This window comes from Tumebacillus flagellatus (assembly GCF_000714935.1).
Taxonomy (GTDB): domain Bacteria; phylum Bacillota; class Bacilli; order Tumebacillales; family Tumebacillaceae; genus Tumebacillus; species Tumebacillus flagellatus.
The window spans coordinates 50,947-70,862 of the sequence record NZ_JMIR01000008.1 but is presented as its reverse complement, the minus strand read 5'-3'; the positions used below and the strand labels follow the sequence as shown (position 1 = coordinate 70,862).

The following is a 19,916-nucleotide window of genomic DNA, read 5'->3' as shown; positions in this document are numbered from 1 at the left end:
TGTCGCCCTCGTTGGAAGAAAAAAGGAAAAAAAAAGCGACCCTCGGCGGGCGCCGAGGGTCTCGTGTGTGTGTGGTGTTGCTTGCTAATCGTCACATCCGAACAAATGGATAGTGGTTATTCGCCACTATAGATTATACACAGAATAGCGAAACTTAGCAACCAATTTGTCGAGCGATGACGATGCGTTGGATTTCGGAGGTGCCTTCGCCGATTTCCATCAGCTTCGCGTCGCGGAAGAAGCGCTCCACCGGGTATTCCTTCATGTAGCCGTAGCCGCCGTGGATCTGGATCGCTTGGTCGCACGCGCGCATGCAAATTTCCGATGCGAACAGTTTCGCGATCGCGCCTTCCTTGGTGAACGGACGGCCTTGGTCTTTCAGCCAAGCGGCTTTCAGGACGGCGGTGCGCGCCAGTTCGATGTTCATCGCCATGTCCGCCAGTTTGAATTGGATCGCTTGGAACTTGGAGATCGATTGGCCGAACTGCATGCGCTCTTGCGCGTACTTCAGCGATGCTTCATACGCAGCTTGCGCGATGCCGACCGACAGAGCGCCGATGGAGATGCGGCCGCCGTCGAGCGTGACCATGAACTGCTTGAAGCCCATGTTCTCTTCGCCGATCAAGTTTTCACGCGGGACGCGCACGTCTTCCATGATGATCTCGGCGGTGTTGGAGCCCTTCAGACCGAGTTTGTCATACGGAGTGGACGTGCGGAATCCCGGGGTGTCGGTCGGGATGATGAACGACGAGATGCCCTTGGTTCCTTTGGACTTGTCGGTCACCGCCGTCACGATGCAAACGCCCGCGTAGGTCACGTTGGTGATGAAGCACTTCGAACCGTTGATCACCCACTCGTCGCCGTCGAGCACCGCCGTGGTTTGCGTGCCGCCTGCGTCGGAACCTGCATTCGGCTCGGTGAGGCCGAACGCGCCGAGGATTTTGCCGGACGCCAACTGCGTCAGCCATTTGTCCTTCTGCTCGGCGTTGCCGAAGTAGTAGAACGGAGAACAACCGAGCGATACGGCCGCCGCATAGGAAAGACCGTGCGAACCGGACGCTTTGCCGACTTCCTCAACCGCCAGCGCGTAGGAAATCGTGTCGCCGCCTGCACCGCCGTACTCTTCCGGAATCGGCAGACCAAGCATGCCGAGCTCGCCCATTTTCATGAAAGTTTTCAGCGGGAACTCGCCGGTTTTGTCGACGTGCTCCGCTTCCGGCAGGATTTCTGCTTCTGCGAAGTCGCGAACCATGTTGCGGATCATCAGTTGGTCTTGAGTCAAATCGAAATTCATCTGGGTTCCTCCTCGTGCGTAGATGCGAATCCCTGACCGACCAGTTGGTAGGTCAAGCTCAAAAGAAAGCCCCGCCCTTGAAAGCGTATACACTTGGGAACGGGACTGAATGAGTACACATTCATTATTCGTACTTTCATTATATACAGAGAACTCACATCGTGGCAACATCGAGTTTCGATACCCACTTGCGTAAATCAACACGAAACACGATCAAGAGCGTGATCAACACTGCCAATTTCAAAAACACAATCCCCTGCACAAACAGATCCGTCTGCATCCCGTACAACATCATCCGCGCATCGGGGCCGAAGATCGCCACCACCCCGAACAGCAAAAACATCGGAGCCACATACACGCGGTTTCGTCCCAACGCCACGCTCAGCAGCACGAGCAGCGCAAACGGGATGATCCAATACAAATGCAAGAGGCTGTACGACGCCGTGCCCGGATGTCCGAATTCCTCCAAGAAATTAAAGTAGATCAGCAGCAACCCGGCGAGCCCCGCCCCACCGATCAAACGGGTACGCCCGATCCCCCCGATCAACACCCAGAGGAAAAAAACGACCATCATCACACCGAGCAGAGCACCCCGGTCTTCAGCCGCCCCGTTCGCCCAGAGGGAATAATATCCATCTACCGCCACCAAAAACGCGCCCGCTCCCAGCCAGCCAAGCCGAGCCAACGGGTTTTTTCGCCCTTGTCTGCGTGCCAAAAAATAGGGGAGAATTGATACGATTGTCAGGATGGCAATTTGCATTGGCGCTGGAAACCATGTAAAATTAAAGACAACAACCAAGCACACCAACAACACAGCCAGACCCACCAGCACACGGTTCAGCGAATGACTCAAACGACCGCTGACGAAGCCCTGCTCGGACTCTGTCTGTTCACTGGAAAACGACTCTCCCTCACCGTAGAGGTTCATTAAAAAGTCGCAATATTCTGCCGGAAGCAATTTACTGGTGCGCCAGTGTTTGATCTCTTGCAGGATTACGCGTTTCTGTTCTTGATTCACAGGGGGTCCTCCTCCTACTGTTGCCCATCCAAACAAAAACAAAACAAACCGTTACACCCTGATTGTAAAACAAAAGGCACCCACTGAAAAGTGAGTGCCGGTAAAGTTCCTTATTCAAGGAAGTCCTTCAGACGTTTACTGCGGCTCGGATGGCGCAGTTTGCGAAGCGCTTTGGCTTCGATCTGACGAATCCGTTCGCGGGTAACCCCGAATACCTTGCCGACTTCCTCAAGCGTGCGGGTACGGCCGTCATCCAGACCGAAACGCAGGCGCAACACGTTCTCTTCGCGCTCGGTGAGCGTGTCGAGGACGTCCTCCAACTGTTCTTTGAGCAGTTCGTACGCTGCTGCATCCGCCGGAGCGAGAGCGTCTTGGTCTTCGATGAAGTCGCCGAGGTGAGAGTCATCCTCTTCGCCGATCGGCGTTTCCAGAGAGACCGGCTCTTGCGCGATCTTCAAGATCTCGCGCACTTTGTCCGGGCTCATGTCCATCTCGGCTGCAATCTCTTCGGCTGACGGTTCGCGGCCGAGTTCTTGCAGGAGCTGACGTGAGATGCGGATCAGCTTGTTGATCGTCTCGACCATGTGCACCGGAATCCGAATGGTGCGGGCTTGGTCGGCGATCGCACGGGTGATCGCTTGGCGAATCCACCACGTTGCGTACGTCGAGAACTTGTAGCCTTTGTTGTAGTCAAACTTCTCAACCGCTTTGATCAACCCCATGTTGCCCTCTTGAATCAAGTCGAGGAACAGCATGCCGCGGCCGACATAGCGCTTGGCAATCGAGACGACGAGACGCAAGTTCGCTTCCGCCAGACGACGTTTCGCTTCTTCGTCCCCTTCTTCGATCCGCTGCGCCAGTTTGATCTCTTCTTCCGCAGAAAGCAACGGCACACGGCCGATTTCTTTCAGATACATCCGTACAGGGTCGTTGATCTTGATCCCCGGCGGAACGCTCAGGTCGTTGAGGTCAAACTCTTCCTCTTCAAGGCCGCCCTTCGGGCCGTCCTCGTCGTCATCCTCATCCGCGTCAAAGCCAGGATCTTCGTCCGACTCGTTAATGACCTCAATGCCTTGCTCAGACATATGATCAAAAAATTCGTCGATCTGATCGGAGTCTTGATCGAACGGCGAAAGTTTGTCCATGATCTCGCTGTATGTGATCACGCCGCGTTTTTTGCCAATGTCCACAAGGGATTGCTTGACTTCCTCAAGCGTGAGAGCTTGTGCTTCTCCGTCTTTCACGTTTTTCACCATCCCGACCCCTCCTTCCCCTAAGGAGTATTCACCTTCATGATTGAGTTGTTGCTTGTTTCAGGGCTGAGATGAGGGCCTGTATACGTTTCACTTCGTCACTGGCTGCCCTCATTCCTTCCCAGTCCATCCGATTGCCACAATCGATGGCCTGCTGTTCGAAACGTTTCAACTCGCGTTCCAGGTGGAAAGCCCGGATCCGTTGGATATATTCGTTAACAAATTCAGGACGTCTGTCCAACTCGTCAACTTTGAGCAAGAGCTGGGTGGCCAGCTTGATCAACTCGCGGTCTTCAAGCCCTGAGAGAAACCTCTGCGGGTCGGCCTGCTCATGCTCGGCGTAGTACGCATAGAGATGAGCGGCGAGCGCCAAGTGTTCATCTACAGAAAATTCGTCAGCCAGCTCGTCTTGAACTTGTCTTGCTACCCCTTCATCGATTAACATATGAGTAAGGAGTATGCGTTCAGCTACGATATGTGCGGGCAACGGCGCGTTCGTCTTGCCAAACCTGGCAACGCTCACTCCATCCGCATTATTTCTATTAGTATTCCACTTCCTGTCTGGTTTATCCCCGAGAGGCGCGCTTTTCTTCGCCAGCTTAACCTCTTGATCGAGTGTTTCAACCGAGACGCCGAACTCTTCGGAGAGTTCTCGGAGTTGCTTTTCCATCTCCATCGGCGACGTCACTTCCGTCAAGACCGTGGCGATCACGGCTTTCAGGTAGTCTTCGCGTCCGACTTCTGTGGAGAGGTTGAAATCTTTGCGCATCGCGAGCACGCGGAATGTGGTCATCGAAGAGGCATTGTCTTGAATCGCTCGGACGAAAGCGTCCTTGCCGTACTTCTTGATAAATTCGTCCGGGTCCAACCCTTCCGGCAGCGTGGCGACCCGCGTCTTGACGTCGGCGTCCTTGACGACCTCCGCCGAGCGCAGAGCTGCTTTCTGTCCGGCCGCATCGCCGTCGAACATCATCACGATCTCCTGCACGTTGCGCTGGAGAAGTCTGACGTGATCGTGGGTCAGCGCCGTTCCCAAAACTGCCACCACGTTCTGAACTCCGGCTTGTGCCGACGCGATGACGTCCATGTAGCCTTCGAGGACGAGCACTCGACCCTCGGAGCGCATGCTGGAGCGCGCGCGGTGCAAGTTGTAGAGATGCCGGCCCTTGGAGAACAACGGCGTCTCCGGCGAGTTCAGATATTTGGGACCGCCGTCCTTGTCTTTGCTCAGCACCCGTCCGCCAAACGCAATCACTTTGCCTTGGGCGTCGTGGATGGGGAACATGACTCGGTGACGAAACTTATCAAAGTATCTCCCCTTACCATTCTGCGCTTCTGACAATAACCCTGCTTCGAAAAGCAACTCTTCCGCAAATCCGCGCTTGAGCAGAAATTTGCGCAACACGTCCCAAGCATCTGGCGCATACCCAAGTTGAAACGCTTCGATCGTCGTGCGGGAGATCCCGCGCTCTTCCAGATAACGAAGCCCAAGTTTGCCGTGCTCGGTGTCCATCAGGATGTAGTTGTAATACTTCGCTGCAAGTTCGTGGGCGCGGAGCATTTCCTTGCGCCGTTTGTACTCTGGAGACTCCACATCTTCCATCTCTTCGGCGGGGAGCGCGATGTTCGCCCGCTGAGCCAACCGCTCGACAGCTTCCTGGAACGTGATCCCTTCCTTCTCGATCAAAAAAGTGAAGAGGTTCCCGCTGGCCGAACAGCCGAAACAGTGATAGAGTTGCTTGTCTTGAGATACATGAAACGACGGAGATTTCTCGTTGTGAAACGGACAAAGTCCGGTGTACGAGTTGCGTCCGGCCTTCCTCAGTCCAACGTATTCCCCGATGACGTCCACAATGTCGAAATGTTGGCGTACTCGTTCCACAATTTCTTCCGGAATCCGCCTTCTCAACTTGGTCATCACCCTTCATGTCTGTCGGTCTTCCCGAGTACGATTAGATATTCGCCAACGTTCTACAATATCCTTCTGCACCCTCGACACAATTTTGACATAGGGTGACTCTCTCAGAACAGCACCGTAACGTATTCTACGGTTTCTTTGGAATTCCTTCTGACATTTATCCGTTCGGACACAATTCGACAAAATTCTTGTCTGCCCTGTCACAAATACAGCCCTAGTATGGACGCGGGTCTTAGGAAATATTCCCCGCTGCTACCGCATTTGCAACGGTTTGTCAAGACGAAATCTGATCTTCCCTAATATGTACGCTGCTTCTCTCAAAAAATCCTTCTTTCCCTGAAACGTTCACAAATTATGAAAACCCCTGCTTGCGCCGCAGGGGTTTTTTTGATCTTCGAATACTTGCATTAAGAATGGCGGATGGTAGCGAGCGCCGCCGCCAAGCGGGCGATCGGCACGCGAAACGGCGAGCAGGATACATAGTCCAGCCCCGTCCGGTAGCAGAAGTCGATGGAATGCTTCTCGCCGCCGTGTTCGCCGCAGATGCCCAGTTTCAAACCAGGCTTCACGGTGCGGCCCTTCTCCGCCGCCACCTGCACCAATTGGCCGACGCCGTTTTCGTCGAGCACTTGGAACGGGTTCTCCGGCAACAGTTTGCTCTGCAAGTAGTGATGCAGGAACTTGCCCTCCGCGTCGTCGCGCGAGTAACCGAACGTCGTCTGCGTCAAATCGTTGGTGCCAAACGAGAAAAAGTCCGCTTCTTCCGCAATTTCATCGGCCGTCAACGCCGCGCGCGGCACTTCGATCATCGTGCCGACGAGAAAGTCAAAACGGTGACCCGTCTCTTCCATGACGCGCTCGGCGGTCTGGAGCACCAACCGGCGCATCTCTTTGAGCTCGTTGACGTGGCCGACCAGCGGAATCATCACTTCCGGAATCGCCGCAACGCCTTCTCCTTGCAGCTTCGCCGCCGCGAGGAAGATCGCCCGCACCTGCATCGCGTAAATCTCCGGGAAGGTGATCCCCAGACGGCATCCGCGATGGCCGAGCATCGGGTTGAACTCGTGGAGGGCACGGACTTTGCGGATCAGGTTTTCTTTTTCCCGCAGCACGCGGCGCTCGACGCCTTCGGTGAGGCGCAGTTTCGTCAACTCCACCACGAGGTCTTCCAGATTCGGCAAAAACTCATGCAGCGGCGGGTCGAGCAGGCGGATCGTCACCGGCAAGCCCTCCATGCTGCGCAAGATCCCTTCAAAGTCGCTCTGCTGCATCGGCAACAGCTTCTCCAGCGCGTCCATCCGCTCTTCAAACGTCTCGGCGAGAATCATCTCCTGCACGATCGGCACGCGGTCGGACGCCATGAACATGTGCTCCGTGCGGCACAGCCCCACGCCCTCCGCACCGAACTCGCGGGCTTTTGCGGCGTCCTCCGGGTTGTCGGCGTTGGCGCGGACGGAAATTTTCCGCACATCATCCGCCCATTGCAGCAACAATTTGAATTCAGGAGACAGTTCCGGGTCGATCAGCGGCACGTCGCCCAAGATCACGCGCCCGGTGCCCCCGTCGATCGAGAGCAGATCGCCTTCTTGCAATTGGACGTCGCGGACCGTTACTTTTTTGGCTTCGAGGTCGATGCGCAGTTCTTCGCAGCCGCAGATGCACGGTTTGCCCATGCCGCGCGCGACAACGGCCGCATGCGACGTCATTCCGCCGCGCGACGTGAGAATGCCCTCTGCCGCGACGATGCCGTGAATGTCGTCCGGCGTGGTTTCCGGGCGCACGAGGATGACGTTCTGTCCGTCGCCCGCCCATTTGTCGGCGAGGTCGGCGTCGAAGACGATCACGCCGGAAGCGGCGCCCGGCGAAGCGGGCAGACCGGTCGCGATGACGTTGAGTTTCGCGTTGTCGTCGATGCGGCGGTGCAGAAGCTGGTCGAGCGCTTCCGGGTCGACGCGCTGCAGAGATTCTTCCTTAGTAAGTATGCCTTCGTTGCAGAGGTCGACAGCGACTTTAACCGCCGCGTGCGCCGTGCGTTTGCCGTTTCGCGTTTGCAAGATGTACAGCTTGCCGCGCTCGACGGTGAATTCGATGTCTTGCATGTCTTTGTAATGCGCTTCCAGACGCTGGCAGATGTCGCTGAATTCGCGGTAGACGTTCGGCAGCACCGCTTCGAGCGCCGAAATCGGCTGCGGCGTGCGGATGCCGGCGACGACATCCTCGCCTTGGGCGTTGATCAGAAATTCGCCGTACAATTCGCGCTGTCCGGTCGACGGGTTGCGGGTAAACGCCACGCCGGTGCCGGAATCGTCGCCCAAGTTGCCGAACACCATCGACTGCACGTTGACGGCGGTGCCGAGGTGGTCGGGAATTCGATTGATCCGGCGGTAGACGATCGCGCGTTGGTTGTTCCACGATTTGAACACCGCTTGGATGGCGAGGCTCAATTGCTCTTGCGGGTCTTGCGGAAACGGAGAGCGCGTCTCCTTGATCACGAGGTTTTTGTAGGATTCGATGACGGTTTTCCAGTCGTCGGCGTTCAGTTCCGGGTCGTGCTCGACGCCGCGCGCGTGTTTGACATCCTCCAAGATCTGTTCAAAAAAGTAATGGTCGATCCCGAGCACCACGTCGCCGAACATTTGCAGGAAGCGACGGTAGCAATCATACGCAAAGCGGGCGTTGCCCGTGAGTGCGGCGAGCCCTTCGACAGTCTGGTCGTTCAACCCCAGATTGAGCACGGTGTCCATCATCCCCGGCATCGAAAAAACCGAACCGGAGCGCACCGAGACGAGCAGCGGGTTGGCGGCGTCGCCGAAGCGTTTGCCGGTGCTTTGCTCCAACAGGGAAAGCGCGTCGGCGATTTCCGTCTGCATGCCGTCCGTCAGCTTGCCGCCGTTTTCGTAATAGCCCTTGCACGCTTCCGTGGAAATCGTAAAACCCTCCGGCACCGGCAGTCCGGCGCGCGTCATCTCGGCGAGGTTCGCCCCCTTGCCCCCCAACAGTTCCTTCATCCCTGCGTTGCCCTCGTGAAAAAGGTAGACATATTGGCTCATGTTACCCGCGGCCTCCTCGTTTGATGATGTCCATGATGATGCTGGCGGTCTCTTCCACAGCTTTGTTCGAAACGTTGATCACTGGACATCCGATTCTCTTCATGATCTTCTCGGCGTATTCGAGTTCCAAGAGAATGCGTTCATGTGCGGCATAGTTGGCTTGTGAGCGCAGGCCGAGCGCTTTCAGACGCTCGGTGCGGATCAAGTTCAATTCATCCGGCGAGATCGTCAACCCGATCACTTTGCGCGGGTTGACTTCAAACAGTTCCTCCGGCGGCGCCACTTCCGGCACCAGCGGCACGTTCGCCGCTTTGAAGCGCTTATGAGCGAGGAACATCGAGAGCGGCGTCTTGGACGTGCGGGAGACGCCGATCAGCACGACATCGGCGCGCAACAGTCCGCGCGGGTCTTTGCCGTCGTCGTACTTGACGGCGAACTCGATCGCTTCCACGCGGCGGAAATATTCGTCGTCAAGTTGGTGCACGAGGCCCGGCAAGTTTTTCGGGCTCTGGTTGTTGATCTTCGAGAACGCCTGGATCATCGGGCCGAGGATGTCGACGGCGATGACGCCGTGATGATCGGCTTCGCGCAGCAGCGCCTCCCTCATCTCCGGCAACACGAGCGTAAAGCCGATCAGGGCGTTGGATTCCTTCGCCGCCTGCACGACTTCGCGAATCGGTTCAAAATCGTCCACATACGCGATGCGGCGGATCTCCACGCGGCCGCCGTGAAACTGGCTGGCAGCGGCGCGAACGACAAACTCGGCGGTTTCACCGACGGAATCAGATACTACGTAAACAATCGGCAACTGTGGCGTCATGGGTTCGCCTCCTCATCACACTTCTCGGTTTTCGCCAAGCTCGACAAACACTTTGGCGATGGTCGTCTTGGTAAAGCGGCCGATGACTTCGAGGTTGCGCCCCGTTTCATCGAGCGGCCGCACCACCGGACAGGAGTCGATCTGGTATTCAATCAATTTCTTCGCCGCATCGTACACGGTGTCGTCCCCCGTGACGGTCACGATGTTCGGCATCCGCGTCATCGCCAGCGACACCGGCACTTCGCGGGTGTCTTGGTTGCCGATGGCGACCTTGAGCAAGTCTTTGCGCGAAACGACGCCGACGAGTTGCCCGCCTTCGCGCACGACGAAGAGACTCCCCACATCTTCCATAAACATCGTGACGATCGCGTCATACACCGACGTGTTCTCGGCGATGTTGATCGGCACGGCTTTGTATTCGCGAACCAGCATCTTGCGCAGTTGATCGCCGAAGATCTGGCCGGTTTTCTTGCCGGCATAGAAATACCCGACGCGCGGACGCGCTTCGAGAAAGCCCGCCATCGTGAGGATCGCGAGGTCCGGGCGCAGCGTCGCGCGCGTGAGACCCAACTGATCGGCGATCTGCTCCCCGGTGATCGGCCCTTCCGCACGGACGATGTCTAAAATCTGCTGTTGACGTTTCGACAGTTCGATGGTGCACACCACCTTTGCACACTAAAATGTGACATACTGATAAGTTCGAATGAGCTATATAGTATATACTATATCGCACTCTGCCCATTCCTGCCATGCTTCTTCCGACCAATTTCACAAAAAATTTCATGCTCCGCTCCCCCCTTGGGCATACCAAAAAAACAAACTTGGCACAGGAAGGAATGGTTGTATGAGTTGGTTGATCATGGCTTTGCTGTCCGCTGTGTTTGCCTCGTTGGTGGCGATTCTCGGCAAGATCGGCATGAGCGGCGTCGACAGCAATTTGGCGACGGCGATCCGCGCCGTCGTGATGGCGGTGGCGAGCGTGGTGTTCGTCGCGTTCACCGGATCGCTTGGCAAAATCGGGACCGTCGGGTGGAAGCCGCTTTCCTTCATCTTCTTCTCCGGTCTGGCGGGAGCGGCTTCCTGGATGTTCTACTTCGGGGCGCTGCGCCTTGCCCCCGCTTCCAAAGTGGCGCCGATCGACCGGTTGAGCGTGGTGTTCACGCTGATTCTCGCCGCCCTGTTCCTCAAAGAGAAAGTCAACCTCGGCATCGTCGCCGGCTGCATTCTGATCGTCGCAGGCTCGATTTTGATTGCGCGGGCGTAATCCCCGTCCCTTTTCTTCTGGGCAAAGGTTGGTTACAATGGAGGCAACTACCTATGAGCCTTGGGAGGAATGAACGTTGCATGTAATCCTGTTTCATATCGGCAGCTTCGAAGTGAGATCGTACGGCACGATCGTCGCGATTGCAATCTTGTTGGCCTGCGGTCTGACGATGTATATGGCCAAGCAAGAGCGCAAGTACGAAGAGCACGTGCTGGGGCTGGTGATCTGGGCGATTGTCGGTGCGATCATCGGAGCGCGGTTTTGGCAGGTGTTTTTCTTCGAGTGGCATTACTACTCGACGCACTTGAGCGAGATGTTCGCAATCTGGAACGGCGGCATGTCGATCCAAGGCGGCTTGGTCGGCGGCTTCATCGGCGGCGGGCTGTACACCTACTTCAATAAGATCCTGTTCTGGGAGTTTGCCGATATCGCGGCACCGGGCATCATCCTCGGACAAGCGGTCGGCCGCATCGCCTGCCTCCTGAACGGCGACGCGTTCGGCTCTCCGACCGGCAGCAACTTCGGCCTCGTCTACCCGCCGGGCACGTTTGCGTACGATACATACGGCGACCAACCGCTTTGGCCCGCCGAAGTCTGGGAAGGCCAGTGGGACTTGATCGTGCTGGCGTTGCTCTTCCTCATTAAGATGCGCAAAGTGCCGACCGGCTACCTGTTTCTTTTTTACAACATCCTCTACTCGTTCGGGCGGTTGATGCTCGAATTCCTGCGCGGCGACACCGACCGTTTCGCCGGCCTGACCGCCGCGCAATGGACGTCGCTGATCGTGATCGTGCTGGCGCTTGGCTGCATGGTGTACCTGCGCCTGCGCCCGGCAAAAAACAGCCAGCCGCGCGGCGATAAGCAAGAAGAACCCACGCCTGCGTAACCAAATTCCATCCTCGCAACATCAAAAGGAGCTGCCCAAGCGGGTGGCTCCTTTTTTCGTACCAGATGTTGGACACCTTAGTCAAGCGGAATCCGAACGGTCAGCTCCGACAAGTACTTGCGCTGCGGGCGGTCGCGGGTGGAAATTTTAAACGTGAGACCTTGGTCAAGCGGCAGACGCGAATACTCGCGGGTGAACGTGTACAGTCCGTTTTTGACGGAGGCGGGCTGTGCGAACGGGTCGAGTTCGAGGAGCTCGCGGTCTTGCTTGTCGAACGCGCGAAGCATGCCAAGCGTCATGAACGGGTCGTCCGAGCGGACTTGAAATGTAAGGCGCGTGCGGTCGGAAAGGGATTCTGCGCCTGTGAGCGTCGCTTCTTGGCCCGGCCCGACATCGAGTTTGGCAGGCAGAGTTTTGCCGTCCCACGGAGTGGTCCGCAAGATCTCGTTCTTCGGCGACATCTCCTCTCCTGCTGCGACGGTGTAGGGAAGCAGCACCAATTGTTTCGGAGGCTCTGCGTAGAGGTTGAACACCGCCGTGGTCTGCAACACCCCTGCTTCCCCGCTCCAACTGCTCGCGAGGAGGGTCTGCAACTGACGGCCCTGCTCGTCTTGCAGCTCCACCCCGTCGATCCGTACACTGTTGCTGCCGACCGGAGTGACGGTTTGGTATTTCACGACCCCCGCTTCTCGTCCGATGCGCGCGTCGGAGACGGTGAAGCGCAGGTCACCTTGTTTTTTCTGGTCGTTTGGATGCAAGTCGGCGCGGGGTGCTGCGGTTTTCCCGCCGTTGAGTTGGAAAACCCACGGCCCTTCGACTTCGCTCACCTTCGCGAGCGTGACATCCACGCGAAATTTGTCTGCCACTTCGTCGGTGGAAATCACTTGCAAAACACCGGATGCGGTGCGCCCCGCGACCGGTTCGCGGCGAGACATCACCCCTCCGTTGATCGATTTGCCGTTGATCTTCACTTCCGCGCCGTCGAGCGACACCGATTCGCTCAGATCGCGATTCGCTTGAATCGTATACGGCAACGTCAAGCGCACGCCGTCGTATTGCGGTGCTGCAAACGACACGGTGATGCCGTTGACTGTCGCCGTGCTCGTCTCCGGGGTATACACCTGCTGTACGGGCACAACCGCGGGCTCAGGCGACGATTGCTTCGGTTCGCGCCACGCGGAAACGCTGATCGCCAAGCCAAACGCCAAAACCGTAACGATGACGAGACTCCAACTCTTTTTGCTCATGGGATGTCACCTCCATTCTACCTTTTTCCATTTCTACGTGAAAAAGCCTCCTTCGTTGCAGCAACGAAAGAGGCTTTTTGAGAAAAAAATTACGAGTTCACAGGGGCCGGAGCGGGCGTTTCCACAATTTCTTCGTGGTGCACGTTCATCACGCCGGGTCGATGTCCGGTGTTCACTTCCGGACCGGTGCTGCTTTGCAACGGTCGCTTGTCCCAGACGAGCACGTACTTGCCGGCCATCGCCGCCACTGTGGCGATCAACGTGATATACGGAAACAGCATCGCGCCCACGGCACCCACCGCTGTCGGAATCGTGAACACGGTGCGCCCGTTCTTCAAGACGCGAATCTTGGTGCATTGCCCGGCGCGCACGATCTCTTGGATTTTGTCCCAGAGTTCGTGGCCCATGACGGTCACGCGCTCCTCGATCATCTCGACGACATCCGGTTTTCCTTGGGTGTTCTCCATCTCGATCAGCGCTTTGACGACGTTGCCGCCATTGCGTGCCAACACTTCCTGTGCGCCCGCGTAGCTCAAGTTGCAGCGCTGGCGCAAGATGTCGATCTTCTCAAGCGTCGGTTCGGTCATTGGAATCACCTCTCCTCACAAGGACTAGAAATCGAGTTCGTATTTGTGAAGTTGATCCAAAAACGTCCGGGTGCGCAGCTGCACACCGCTGTGCTCGTCGTAGTAGTGCCGCAGCACTTTGTTCATCTGCCGCCGGACATCGGGGCCGACGTTGATTTCGCCGAGCCGCCGCACGTCCATGTGTTGAAAGATCTGCAACAGGCGCAGCGTGGCAGGCTTGATCCAGACGGCCCGCTGGTCTGCCGCATGGCAGTCGCCGCAAAGCGGCCCGCCGTTGGTGACGCTAAACCGAATCGACGATTCCACTTCGCGCCCGCAGTTGGCGCAGTGGAACAACTCCGGGCGGATGCCCGCCAAATCCAGCATCTTGACTTCAGCAAGCCTTGCCAGAATCTCCGGGTCTTTGCCGTCGGCGAGGTAGGAAAGCAACGTCAGCGCGAGCAGAAAAATCCCCGCCGACGGTTCGCGCTCTTCTGTAAACCGCTCGATCAATTCCATCAGGTACGACGCATACGCCGTCTTGAACAAGTCCTCTCGAATCTTGCGAAAGGAATCGATCAAATCCGCCTGTGCTACGGTTCCCATCCCCCGCTCGGAGATCATGAGCAGGTAGGTGCCGTATGTAAAGGGCTGGGAGATCGATCCTAGCTGGCTGGAGGGCTTTTTGGCACCTCGCGCCATCACGGCGATCTTCCCATACGTTTCGGTCAAGAGCGTCAGGATTTTGTGGCTCTCTCCATAGTCAATCGTCTTCAGCACGAGGGCATCGACTTTTTTCATGAAAAGGCACTTCCCAAGAACTCAGTCGGCGACCGCTTCCCCTTCCGGTTGCGGCAACGCACTGTCGGTCTCGTTTCCTTGGGTGCACCCGCCGCAAATGCTCTGATGCTCTTTATAGAGTAAGTAGGCATCAATCTCACCTGTACTTTCGAAATATCGCCACGAGAAATCACGCATGTAGCTCATCCCTTTCGTTCCAAAGTGAGGGTGCCAAACATTGTAACCCTAGAGTTCGCAATCCGTCTCTACCCTATACTATGGAATTGATGGCAGTTGTGCGCCGAACAAGTGTCCCGTGGCTTACTCTTCGGTAAAGCCAAAGTTGCGCAACATGTGCTCGCGGTTGCGCCAATCCTCCTTGACTTTCACCCACAGTTCGAGGTAGACCTTCGACCCCATCAGCCGCTCGATGTCGTGGCGGGCGAGCTGCCCGATCTTCTTGAGCAGCGAGCCTTGCTTGCCGATGATGATCGCTTTCTGCGTGTCGCGCTCCGTGTAGATCGCGGCGTGCACGACGAGCATGTCCTTCTCTTCCTTGAACTGCATGCGCTCGATTTCGACGGCGATCGAGTGCGGCACTTCTTCGCGGGTGTGGTGCAGGCACTTCTCGCGGATCAACTCCGCGATGATGAAGCGCTCCGGATGGTCGGTGACCATATCGGGCGGATAGTAGTATGGACCCTCCGGCAACTGAGCCATCAAGTTGTCGATCAACGGCTTGACGTTGTCGCCCGTCTTCGCGGAAATCGGAATGATTTCGGCAAAATCATACTCGTCTTTGTACGACGCGATGATGCCGAGCAGGGTCTCTTTTTCCACGATGTCGACTTTGTTGATCAAGAGGTAGACCGGCGTGTTCTTGACTCTCTTGAGGATTTCGATGATGTACTCATCGCCTGCGCCCTTGGGCATCGTGGCGTCGACGAGGAACAGCACCGCTTCCACGCCGTCGAGAGTGTCGATGGCGGTCTTGACCATCTGCTCGCCGAGTTTGTGCTTCGGTTTGTGGATGCCGGGCGTGTCCATGAAGATGATCTGCCCGCGCTCGTTGGTGAGCACGCCGGAGATGCGGTTGCGGGTGGTTTGCGGCTTGTCGGACATGATCGCCACTTTCTGACCGATCATGTAGTTCATCAGCGTCGACTTGCCTACGTTCGGCCGGCCGATGATGGCGACGAACCCGGAATGGGTGACTTCCGGGGTTTGGGTGTTATCCGTTTGCTTTGTTGACTGACTCATCGAGATCCTCCTTTAGAAAAGCGAAGGGCAGCAATTCGCCCACAGTGGTTTCTTTGACATCGTTGTTCAGGTTGGTCAGCACGACCGGGGTGTTCGGGTCGCAAAACTCCGCCATCACTTGGCGGCACATGCCGCACGGCGAGCACGGACCTTCCGTGTCGGCGATGACGGCGATTTTCTTGATCATAGGCTTCCCTTCCGAGACCGCTTTAAAAATCGCGGTTCGCTCGGCGCAGTTCGAGAGACCGTACGAAGCGTTCTCGATGTTGCAACCGGTGATCACGCGGCCGTCTTCGAGCAGCAAAGCGGCTCCGACCGGGAATTTCGAATACGGCACATACGCTTTGTCACGCGCCGCGCGCGCCTGTTGAATCAGTTGTTGTTGATCCATCGTCCACTCACCTCATGTTTGGTTGTTGCGCTTAAAACGCACGTAGGCCCGCCAAGAGATCAAAAGCAGCACCAAGAGTCCCAGCGGAATAAACGAAACGTAATACGTCATCCAGCCGGTCGTTTGCCAGTGACGCGGCTGCAAAGGAAAGAACTTGTCTGTAAAGACAAAAAAACCGACTATCACCGCATGGACCGCCGTGAGCAAGACGGCGGCCGCCGCCACGTCTTTGGCGATCTTCGCGAGCGGATGATAGTCGCGGGTGACCAGGTCAACGACCGCTTCAATCGCTGTGTTGAACAGCTCGGCGGACACCACGAGAACAATCGAGAAGAACAAGTAGATCAGTTCGAGCTTCGACAGATCGAGGAACAGTGCCAGCAACATCGCGAAAAACGCCACCACGAAGTGGATGCGCATGTTGCGCTGCGTGTTCAGCGTGTGCATCATGCCCTCGATCGCGTACGAAAAGCTCTTCAGCAGCTTGCCAAAGCCGGACACGACGGGCTCACCCCCGGGTGAAGCCCGCAGATTCCAAGATGGTGTCTTGGCGGCCAAACATCTCCTTCTCGTCTTCGGGCGTCATGTGGTCATAGCCGATCAAGTGCAGGAAACCGTGCACCGTCAAGAAGGCCAGTTCGCGCTCGAAGGAGTGACCGTAGTCGGCCGCTTGGCGCTTGCAGGTCTCCATCGAAATGATGATGTCGCCGAGCGTGTTGTCTTCCTCGGTCTCATCTTCTTCGTCGAAGATGATCTCCATCTCGTCGTCCTCGCCTTCAAGCATCGCAAACGAAAGTACGTCGGTCGGCGCGTCCTTGCCGCGGTAGGTGCGGTTCAATTCGTGAATCGACTCGTCATCGACGAGCGACACGACGACTTCGCCCGCCTCGATGCCTTCGTGCGCGGCTGCGGCACGGATCGCTTTGGTGATCAACTCTTCGGCGTTGAACGGGTACTCTTCTCCAATCTCGTCGATGACGTCGACGAGGATTTTCTCTTCGGACATGGGTGTCGTCTCCTTCGGGTCTGGTCAAGTTCTGTTCTCGGTCAGTTCGATTTCGGGAGTTCCGGGTACTCGATGCGGGCATGGTAGATGCCGTTGAGCGTGCGCAAGAACGCGTCGCTGACTTTGTCGAGGTCTTTGAGCGTCAAGTCGCACTCGTCCAACTGCCCGTCGTTGAGGCGGTCCTTCACGATCTTGTGAATCACCGACTCGATACGGTTGGGCGTCGGGCGGTTCATCGCGCGCACCGCCGCTTCGACCGCGTCGCAGAGCATGACGATCGCCGCCTCCTTGGACTGCGGTTTCGGACCCGGATAACGGAAGTCGTCCGGCTGGATCGAGCCGCTTTTGTCCTGTTCGAGCGCTTTGTTGTAGAAGTACCAGAGAATCGTCGTGCCGTGATGCTGTTCGCAGATGTCGCGAATCGGCTTTGGCAACCGCGCTTCCTCCTGCATCTCCAAACCGTCGCGCACGTGCGACGTGATGATCAAGTGCGAGAGCGTCGGCGCAATTTTGTCATGCGGGTTGTCCTTTGAAAGTTGGTTCTCGATGAAGAACAACGGCCGCTTCATCTTGCCGACGTCGTGGAAATACGCGCCGACCCGGCAGATCAGCGGATCGGCTCCGACCATCTCCGCCGCCGCTTCCGCCAAGTTGCCGACGATCAGCGAGTGGTGATACGTGCCGGGCGCTTCCATGAGCAGTTTTTTCAACAGCGGGTGGTTCGGGTTGGAGAGTTCCAAGAGCGAGATCGGCGTCAAGATGCCGAACGTGCTCTCCAAGAACGGCAAAAGCCCGATCGTGATGATCGCGGAGAACACGCCGTTGATGATCCCGTAGAGCAGCGATTGCAGATACGGGCTCAGTTCGTTGCCGGTCGACGACGTCAACGCCTGCATCGCGGAGATCGTGATCAAGTTGCACCCGGCAATCAAGAAGCCGGCGCGCATGATCACCAAGCGGTGCTTGACCCGGGAGACGGCAAACGTCCCGACGAGACCGGAGATGAACGACGCGAACACATATTGAAACGCGAGGTCGAACGCCACTCCGGTCAACAGCGCAAACAAAAACGAGAGCATGATTCCCAACTGCATGTCAAACAGAATCGTCACTAACATCGTGCCCATCGCAATCGGGGTCAAATACCCGAGATTGGGAAACCCGAGCGGCGTGAACAACGTGATGACCTTGATGCCAAGGCCCGTCACCAAGATGATGATCGACACGCACAGCAACAGCAAGTTGTTGCGCGACAGCTTGTGGCGGGTCATCTCGATGTAGGAGCCCAGCACCAGCATCCAGAGCGCGATGAGCCCGGCAAACCCGAAGTACATCCGGTAGTTCGGGCGCTTGGAGAGCAGTTTCAGGTCTTCAAGCTTGTAGAGCGTGTCTTCGTCGATGCGCTCGCCCTGTTTGACGATGATCTCGCCCTTGTTGATCTGCACCGGCAGTTTGCTCTGCGCCGCCTCTTCCCGCTTCTTGGAAGTGGCCTCTTGGTCGTAGATCATGTTCGGGTGGATCACCGGCTGGACGAATTCCTTGACGATCAGCCGGCCTTCGCGGTCGAGGTCGGCGTACGCGAGCTGCGCGTCGAGCTTCGAGCCCATGCTCGGCAAGTTGTCGTCGGTGATGTTGTCGGAGTAGATCTTCTGCGTGACGCGGGTCGCTTCTTTCTTAAACGAAGCCAGCGTGTCCGGGCTTTGCTGCAAAAGCTTCGCAAGCGTCTCATCGGACACGGTGATCGGCGGGTGGAGGTTCTTGAACGCCGCGAGCTTGTCCGCTTCCTTGATATTCGGATCGGTTGCGACTTTCTGCACGGTGTCCAGGAACGTGTTGATGCTCTGGTACGCTTTATCCTCCACTTCGATGTCGCGGTTAAACTGCGGCCCGACTTCCTTGCGGGCCTCGTCTCGCAACTTCTTCGTCGCCTGTGTGTCGATCGCGTCGGTCGGCGCCTTGATCGTCTTCCCCGCGATCGATCCGACTTCGTAGTTGAACCGCTCGGGCAGCACGTTGCCGAGGAAGAGAAGGTAGAGCAAGGCGGCTAGGACGATGTAGATTGAGACCCGAAGCGCGCGGCTTTTCCGCAACTCCGGGCTCAATGTGATCTGGCGAATATGTTTCAGCAGATTGCTCCTCATAGAAATCCTCGTCTCCTTACGGTCAGCCTCTCCCCATACGCGGGCTGGTATTACTCGTCGGCGTGATCGTACGCCTGGATGATTTTCTGGACGAGATGGTGACGGACGACGTCTTGCTCACTGAGGAAGATGAAGGAGAGATCCTCGACGTTCTTCAGCACGCGGATGGCGGAGTTGAGACCGGACTGTTTGCCGCGCGGCAAGTCGATCTGCGTCACGTCCCCGGTGACGACCATCTTGGAGCCGAAGCCCAAGCGGGTGAGGAACATCTTCATCTGTTCGGGCGTGGTGTTCTGCGCTTCGTCGAGGATGACGAAGCAGTCTTCGAGGGTCCGGCCGCGCATGTACGCGAGCGGCGCCACTTCGATCAGGCCGCGCTCCATGTATTTCGTGGTGTTCTCTTGGCCGAGCACATCGTACAGCCCGTCGTAGAGCGGGCGCAGATACGGGTCGACCTTCTCTTGCAGATCCCCCGGCAAGAACCCGAGGTTCTCTCCGGCTTCGACCGCCGGGCGGGTCAAGACGATGCGCTTGACTTCGTTTTTCTTGAGCGCCTGCACCGCCATGACGACGGCGAGGTAGGTCTTCCCCGTCCCCGCAGGACCGACGCCGAAGACGATGTCTTTTTTCTTGATTGCGCGTATGTAGTCCCGTTGGCCCAGCGTCTTGATGCGAATCGACTTGCCCTTGACGGTGGTGGCGATCTCTTCCGAATACAGTTCGAGCAATTCCTCCGCCGCGCCTTGCTTGGCCAGTTTGATCGCATAGGCGATGTCGCGCTCCTTGACTCCCTGCCCCTTGCGAATCAACTTCAAGAGCGTGTCAAAAAGCGACTCCAGCGTCACCAGCTCTTCCGCCGCACCCGTCAAGGTCAACTCCACCCCGCGCGCGTGAATCTTCGCGGTGAACTCTCCCTCGATCTGCTTCATATGGGTGTCATGCGGACCGAACAACAGCGTGGCTTCGTTGTTATCCTTCAAGACGATCTTCTTCGTGACCCATTGATTGTTCAATAGAGGATT

Annotated in this window: 19 protein-coding genes; 2 read left to right on the top strand and 17 right to left on the bottom strand. The window is 57.1% G+C overall.

The features are described from left to right. Positions 1-154: 154 nt before the first annotated feature. From EL26_RS07470 to ccpN, 7 genes are all read right to left on the bottom strand, one after another. Positions 155-1,294: an acyl-CoA dehydrogenase gene (locus tag EL26_RS07470; protein ID WP_038086242.1), complete on the bottom strand. Its 1,140-nt coding sequence runs from the start codon at positions 1,292-1,294 to the stop codon at positions 155-157. 154 nt (positions 1,295-1,448) lie between these two features. After that, entirely contained in the window at positions 1,449-2,312 is an 864-nt protein-coding gene (locus EL26_RS07465) for a hypothetical protein (protein ID WP_038086240.1), read from the bottom strand. A gap of 110 nt (positions 2,313-2,422) precedes the next feature. Continuing rightward, positions 2,423-3,568, bottom strand: coding sequence for an RNA polymerase sigma factor RpoD (gene rpoD / locus EL26_RS07460; protein WP_038086238.1), 1,146 nt, complete (start codon positions 3,566-3,568; stop codon positions 2,423-2,425). A 34-nt stretch (positions 3,569-3,602) separates the two neighbouring features. Beyond that, complete coding sequence (gene dnaG / locus EL26_RS07455) at positions 3,603-5,483, bottom strand: DNA primase (protein ID WP_038086236.1); 1,881 nt, start codon at positions 5,481-5,483, stop codon at positions 3,603-3,605. Between the two features lie 407 nt (positions 5,484-5,890). Continuing rightward, positions 5,891-8,533, bottom strand: a complete 2,643-nt coding sequence (ppdK, locus tag EL26_RS07450) for a pyruvate, phosphate dikinase (protein WP_038086234.1) — start codon at positions 8,531-8,533, stop codon at positions 5,891-5,893. A 1-nt stretch (position 8,534) separates the two neighbouring features. Beyond that, positions 8,535-9,353: a pyruvate, water dikinase regulatory protein gene (locus EL26_RS07445; RefSeq protein ID WP_038086232.1), complete on the bottom strand. Its 819-nt coding sequence runs from the start codon at positions 9,351-9,353 to the stop codon at positions 8,535-8,537. Between the two features lie 15 nt (positions 9,354-9,368). Next, a complete protein-coding gene (gene ccpN, locus EL26_RS07440; RefSeq protein WP_274518874.1) occupies positions 9,369-10,019 on the bottom strand; it encodes a transcriptional regulator CcpN in 651 nt (216 codons plus the stop codon). A 178-nt stretch (positions 10,020-10,197) separates the two neighbouring features. On the opposite strand from ccpN, the gene EL26_RS07435 reads away from it, so the two are divergent. Both EL26_RS07435 and lgt read left to right on the top strand, forming a co-directional pair. Beyond that, complete coding sequence (locus tag EL26_RS07435) at positions 10,198-10,617, top strand: EamA family transporter (protein ID WP_038086230.1); 420 nt, start codon at positions 10,198-10,200, stop codon at positions 10,615-10,617. 76 nt (positions 10,618-10,693) lie between these two features. After that, a complete protein-coding gene (gene lgt / locus EL26_RS07430) occupies positions 10,694-11,503 on the top strand; it encodes a prolipoprotein diacylglyceryl transferase (RefSeq protein ID WP_038086229.1) in 810 nt (269 codons plus the stop codon). A gap of 77 nt (positions 11,504-11,580) precedes the next feature. Here lgt and EL26_RS07425 read toward each other — a convergent pair whose 3' ends face one another. The 10 genes from EL26_RS07425 to EL26_RS07385 form a co-directional block, all read right to left on the bottom strand. Then, positions 11,581-12,750, bottom strand: a complete 1,170-nt coding sequence (locus tag EL26_RS07425; RefSeq protein WP_038086227.1) for a hypothetical protein — start codon at positions 12,748-12,750, stop codon at positions 11,581-11,583. A gap of 89 nt (positions 12,751-12,839) precedes the next feature. Then, positions 12,840-13,337, bottom strand: coding sequence for a DUF4342 domain-containing protein (locus EL26_RS07420; protein ID WP_052036109.1), 498 nt, complete (start codon positions 13,335-13,337; stop codon positions 12,840-12,842). A gap of 24 nt (positions 13,338-13,361) precedes the next feature. Beyond that, positions 13,362-14,117, bottom strand: a complete 756-nt coding sequence (gene recO, locus EL26_RS07415) for a DNA repair protein RecO (protein WP_038086225.1) — start codon at positions 14,115-14,117, stop codon at positions 13,362-13,364. A gap of 21 nt (positions 14,118-14,138) precedes the next feature. Continuing rightward, positions 14,139-14,294, bottom strand: coding sequence for a YqzL family protein (locus EL26_RS26660; RefSeq protein ID WP_152559202.1), 156 nt, complete (start codon positions 14,292-14,294; stop codon positions 14,139-14,141). A 123-nt stretch (positions 14,295-14,417) separates the two neighbouring features. Continuing rightward, positions 14,418-15,356, bottom strand: coding sequence for a GTPase Era (era, locus tag EL26_RS07410; RefSeq protein ID WP_038086223.1), 939 nt, complete (start codon positions 15,354-15,356; stop codon positions 14,418-14,420). Continuing rightward, positions 15,328-15,747, bottom strand: a complete 420-nt coding sequence (locus EL26_RS07405) for a cytidine deaminase (RefSeq protein WP_038086221.1) — start codon at positions 15,745-15,747, stop codon at positions 15,328-15,330. Before EL26_RS07405 ends, era begins: the two co-directional genes overlap by 29 nt. 12 nt (positions 15,748-15,759) lie before the next feature. Continuing rightward, the gene (locus EL26_RS07400) at positions 15,760-16,248 is read right to left on the bottom strand and encodes a diacylglycerol kinase (protein WP_052036108.1); all 489 of its coding nucleotides are present in this window, start codon (positions 16,246-16,248) and stop codon (positions 15,760-15,762) included. Between the two features lie 7 nt (positions 16,249-16,255). Continuing rightward, positions 16,256-16,753 carry an rRNA maturation RNase YbeY gene (gene ybeY / locus EL26_RS07395; RefSeq protein WP_038086219.1) on the bottom strand — a complete coding sequence of 166 codons (498 nt, stop codon included), beginning with the start codon at positions 16,751-16,753 and terminating at the stop codon, positions 16,256-16,258. A 41-nt stretch (positions 16,754-16,794) separates the two neighbouring features. Further along, positions 16,795-18,894, bottom strand: coding sequence for an HD family phosphohydrolase (locus tag EL26_RS07390; RefSeq protein ID WP_038086217.1), 2,100 nt, complete (start codon positions 18,892-18,894; stop codon positions 16,795-16,797). Positions 18,895-18,944: 50 nt separating this feature from the next. Then, on the bottom strand, positions 18,945-19,907 hold the full coding sequence (locus tag EL26_RS07385) for a PhoH family protein (RefSeq protein WP_038086216.1): 963 nt from the start codon (positions 19,905-19,907) through the stop codon (positions 18,945-18,947). Between the last annotated feature and the right edge of the window lie 9 nt (positions 19,908-19,916).

Coding starts and splice junctions, on each gene's coding strand:
- EL26_RS07470 (WP_038086242.1), bottom strand. CDS start 1,294: ATGAATTTCGATTTGACTCAAGACCAACTGATGATCCGCAACATGGTT.
- rpoD (WP_038086238.1), bottom strand. CDS start 3,568: ATGGTGAAAAACGTGAAAGACGGAGAAGCACAAGCTCTCACGCTTGAG.
- dnaG (WP_038086236.1), bottom strand. CDS start 5,483: ATGACCAAGTTGAGAAGGCGGATTCCGGAAGAAATTGTGGAACGAGTA.
- ppdK (WP_038086234.1), bottom strand. CDS start 8,533: ATGAGCCAATATGTCTACCTTTTTCACGAGGGCAACGCAGGGATGAAG.
- EL26_RS07445 (WP_038086232.1), bottom strand. CDS start 9,353: ATGACGCCACAGTTGCCGATTGTTTACGTAGTATCTGATTCCGTCGGT.
- EL26_RS07435 (WP_038086230.1), top strand. CDS start 10,198: ATGAGTTGGTTGATCATGGCTTTGCTGTCCGCTGTGTTTGCCTCGTTG.
- EL26_RS07425 (WP_038086227.1), bottom strand. CDS start 12,750: ATGAGCAAAAAGAGTTGGAGTCTCGTCATCGTTACGGTTTTGGCGTTT.
- EL26_RS07420 (WP_052036109.1), bottom strand. CDS start 13,337: ATGACCGAACCGACGCTTGAGAAGATCGACATCTTGCGCCAGCGCTGC.
- recO (WP_038086225.1), bottom strand. CDS start 14,117: ATGAAAAAAGTCGATGCCCTCGTGCTGAAGACGATTGACTATGGAGAG.
- EL26_RS26660 (WP_152559202.1), bottom strand. CDS start 14,294: ATGCGTGATTTCTCGTGGCGATATTTCGAAAGTACAGGTGAGATTGAT.
- era (WP_038086223.1), bottom strand. CDS start 15,356: ATGAGTCAGTCAACAAAGCAAACGGATAACACCCAAACCCCGGAAGTC.
- EL26_RS07405 (WP_038086221.1), bottom strand. CDS start 15,747: ATGGATCAACAACAACTGATTCAACAGGCGCGCGCGGCGCGTGACAAA.
- ybeY (WP_038086219.1), bottom strand. CDS start 16,753: ATGTCCGAAGAGAAAATCCTCGTCGACGTCATCGACGAGATTGGAGAA.
- EL26_RS07390 (WP_038086217.1), bottom strand. CDS start 18,894: ATGAGGAGCAATCTGCTGAAACATATTCGCCAGATCACATTGAGCCCG.